3 protein-coding genes are annotated in these 4,004 nt (G+C 40.0%); 2 read left to right on the forward strand and 1 reads right to left on the reverse strand.

Translation table 11 applies throughout. The annotated features are described in order from the left end of the window. Positions 1 to 232: 232 nt before the first annotated feature. Entirely contained in the window at positions 233 to 1,888 is a 1,656-nt protein-coding gene (locus tag ACZFYI_RS16765) for a sulfatase family protein (RefSeq protein WP_462525279.1), read from the forward strand. 71 nt (positions 1,889 to 1,959) lie between these two features. Next, entirely contained in the window at positions 1,960 to 3,075 is a 1,116-nt protein-coding gene (locus tag ACZFYI_RS16770) for a peroxiredoxin family protein (RefSeq protein WP_462525277.1), read from the forward strand. Positions 3,076 to 3,092: 17 nt separating this feature from the next. Here ACZFYI_RS16770 and ACZFYI_RS16775 read toward each other — a convergent pair. Continuing rightward, positions 3,093 to 4,004, reverse strand: a 912-nt coding sequence (locus tag ACZFYI_RS16775; RefSeq protein ID WP_462525278.1) for a hypothetical protein, incomplete at its 5' end; no start/stop codon positions are given.

The raw sequence follows: 4,004 nt of genomic DNA on the forward strand, positions 1-4,004 counted from the left end.
TTTTAAAAAATTTAGTATTTACTTTTTCAAATGGTTCATTTAAAGATTTGGAATGAAGGGTTTAACGGAAAAATTCAAATCCTCCACATACCCATAAAAAACAGTCCTTTCATGTAATTGACAGGAAGGTGCGAAGCTTATCGGGATTGTTTTTCTATTTTTAAGAAACCCTAAAAAAACTGACACTATGAAGGCATTCTTAAAATTGGTTTTGGCTTTTTTCGTAATTGCCATGATTGGCTGTAATGCTGCACAGGACAAAGAGCAGTCACCAAAGCGTCCAAACATCATTTTTATCATGTCAGATGACCATGCATACCAAGCCATTTCTGCTTATGACAATAAGCTAATCCAAACGCCGAACATTGACAGGATTGCCAAAATGGGTATGCTCTTTACCAATGCAAGTGTCACCAACTCTATCTGTGCACCCAGCAGGGCCACCATATTGACAGGAAAACATTCCCATATGAACGGGAAAGTGGACAACCACTTCCAGTTCGACACCACCAATGTGACCTTTCCCCAACTCCTTCAGGATGCCGGTTACCAGACTGCTATGTTTGGCAAACTCCATTTTGGCAACAATCCAAAAGGTTTTGACCAATTCAAAATACTACCCGGTCAGGGGGCATATTACAATCCGGAATTTATCACCAAAAACGAAGGCAATATCACCGTAGACGGTTATGTGACGGACATCGTGACGGATATGACCATTGATTGGCTTCAAAATGAAAGGAAAGCAGAACAACCATTCATGCTCATGTATCTTCACAAAGCACCGCACAGGTCTTGGCTGATGGCTGAGCGTCATTTGGAGGATTTTACCACGAGGACTTTCCCTGAGCCAAAAACGCTTTTTGATGACTACAGCGGGAGAACATCCCCTGCAGGAGAAGCCGAAATGAGCATCCTGAAACACATGAGTTGGGCAGGGGACAACAAGGTTTTTCCAGAGTTGATGGATGAATTGGGAATCCCGGAAATCGGTTTTGACAAACGCCGCTATGAATACGAGTCCAGCCGCTTCACTCCTTCCCAAAAAGAAAACTTCATGAAGGCCTATTCCAAAGTCAATGAGGCCTTCAAAAAAGCCTATCCATCCATGACCGAGGAAGACAAAATGAAATGGAAATACCAAAGATACATGCAGGATTACCTGGGAACCATCCAGGCAGTAGACGAAAATGTAGGAAGACTTCTCGATTATCTCGAGGCCAATGACCTGATGGAAAACACCATCATCGTCTACACCTCTGATCAGGGATTTTTTTTGGGTGAACATGGCTGGTATGACAAGCGCTTCATCTATGATGAATCTTTCAAAACTCCGCTTTTGGTGGCTTGGCCGGGACAGGTGAAGGCAGGAACCCTCTCAGATGAATTGGTCCAAAACCTTGACTTTGCCCAGACTTTTCTAGAAGCAGCAGGGGTAGACGCGCCGGATGACATGCAGGGCGAGAGCCTTGTCCCACTCCTTACCGGAAATGAAGACAAATGGACAAGGGATGCTGTCTATTACCATTATTATGAATACCCTGCCGAACACATGGTCAACAGGCATTACGCCATCGTGACCAAGGAATACAAACTGATCCATTACTATTATGTGGAAGACCAATGGGAATTGATCGACCGTAAAAAAGATCCCATGGAGCTACGGAATGTCTACGAAGATCCGGCATATGCAGAGATCAGGGAAGATCTTCACAATCGGCTGGAAGCACTGAGGACAAAGTATAAGGATAATTCCCAAACCAGTCAGCGCTACATCGATGCCTTTATGAAGGATGCGGCCGAGGGTAAAGTGTTTGGTGTGACCAAAGAAAAAGTCGAAGAAATCAAAGCGAGGAGGGATTTAATAGAACAAAATCCTTTCAAATAAGGAACTCTACTGAAAATTCAAACTAACTTTTTTATTAATTTGGGTTTTCGTAACTACAAACCCATTGAGAAATGAAGAAATACCTTTTTGTCTTTTTGATTTTGACAGTTTTTGGATGTGGTAGAGAAAAAACTCCTGAGGAGGTTTTTCAGGCGGCCAAAGAAAATTTCTATGCCGCAGAGCAAGTCAGTTTTAAGCAGATGATGCTGTGGGAAAATCCTTCATTAGGAGAAGTCGATACGTTTTTTTATGAGTTGAGGCTTCAAAAACATCCAAATAAATACTTTGAATACAATTACATTGGCTCGAATAAAGATTCAGAATTATCTTATTTGAATGATGAATTATACTCAATCAACCACAAGGACAGCACGGTTACAGTTCATTCTGAAGAAAATCAGGCAGAATTTGAGAATCTGGCAAACACCAATATGTACTTGGATTTTTCTCCTGTAAATCTTTTCAAAAAGTCACCATGGATTTATAAACAGGACACGTCCATCAATGGAAAAACCCATATGAACTTCTATTGGGTTGAAATGGATACCGTGATCAGTGAAAAGAAGATTTACCTTGAAAACCACATGTTTATCAACCCCGCCAATCTTACAGTGAATTTGGTGTCGCGGAGGTTATACCACGATGGAAAAAGAAGCCAATTGATTGAAAATGTTTTTGAGGAATATGAATTCTCTGAGAATAAAAACTCTTTGAGTATCAATCCACCCAAGGGCTACCTGTCTAAAATCGACGGACAAACCGACAAAGAATCTCCCAAAATACTCTCGAAAGGTGAAATTGCTCCTGATTTTGAACTCAAAGACCTAAACGGGAATACAGTCAAACTTTCAGATTATAAAGGTAAAAAGGTTTTGCTTGACTTCTCAATGATCAACTGCGGTTGGTGCAAAATCGCATTGGAAGAATTCAACAAACCGAATTTCGAGTTTGCAGCCAATATGGTTCCCTTGTATATCAATCCCGTAGATCCCAAGGAAAAAATGGAGAAATACCTTTCAAGAGTGACTGTTTCTTTTCCTGTCCTAATCGACGCCAAATCGGTGGGAGAAGCATATGGTGTGAGCGGCTACCCTACTTTTTTTCTGATCGATGAAACAGGAAATATAGAAGAGGTAGAAGTTGGGTATTCAGATGAATTGATGGTGAAATTGAATAAAGGCGGATAATTTCTTTCAATTGAAATCTAATCATAAGTATACAAAATTATATACCCTCCCAAAGGTTTTACGGGTAAGTCAGAACTAGGACCAAATGCCTTATCGAATCCATCTTCTGTATATAGGTTAATATGGTAATCCTGAGAAAATCTTTCGAAAAGGGCGTTTTTATAAATTTCGCTTGAAAAAAAATGTACAATTTGGGAAGCTTCCATTTCATTCAATTTGGAGTTGGGAATGTGGATTCCATCTAACCAAAGTGCAAATTTCTTCGAATCTTTCCACCCTTCAAAAGTCTCTGGAGTTGGATTAGCTTTTTTTGGTGCAGGGGGTGGTTCTGGTAATCTGGCTTTTTCAGATTCAGTAAGGTCCGAATAGGATTTCTTTGTTTTGTTGCCGTTTTCATCTTGAAAGTAAATGGTGGTGTATTGATAATACAAATCTTTTTTACTTGATAGAACTGAGTCGAAAAGAACTGTTTTTTTCTCAGACTTTACCAATTCAACGTGGGTTACTCCATTATCAAAAAGTGCCATCTGCAAATCAAAAACATCTCCTGTAGAAATGCCTTGGTTTACTGATACTCTCGCAACAAGGCCATTTTCCTTTTTGGGAACCTGTTGGAGAATCTCAGAAGTCTGCTCCAATTGATAGGTTTTATTATCAACTGATACTACGCCGCTTTGAATTAGATTTAGGTAAATATCAATATTATCTCTTTTATGCTCTCCTAAATCGAGATAGTTTGTCGTTCGGGGCATTTTTTCACCGTTCTGTGCAATGACCCGTTCGCTGACGAAATAAATCAAAGTCCCGAGTACCGGAAGCACGGCCATAATTTTAAGCCATTTCATCGATTTTGTGGTGTCATGTTTCATCATTTCCATTCTTTTTTTGGTGAGTGAAAAATTCAAACTACTTGCCAATCCAAAATTTTG

It is taken from the genome of Aquiflexum sp. (genome assembly GCF_977115555.1).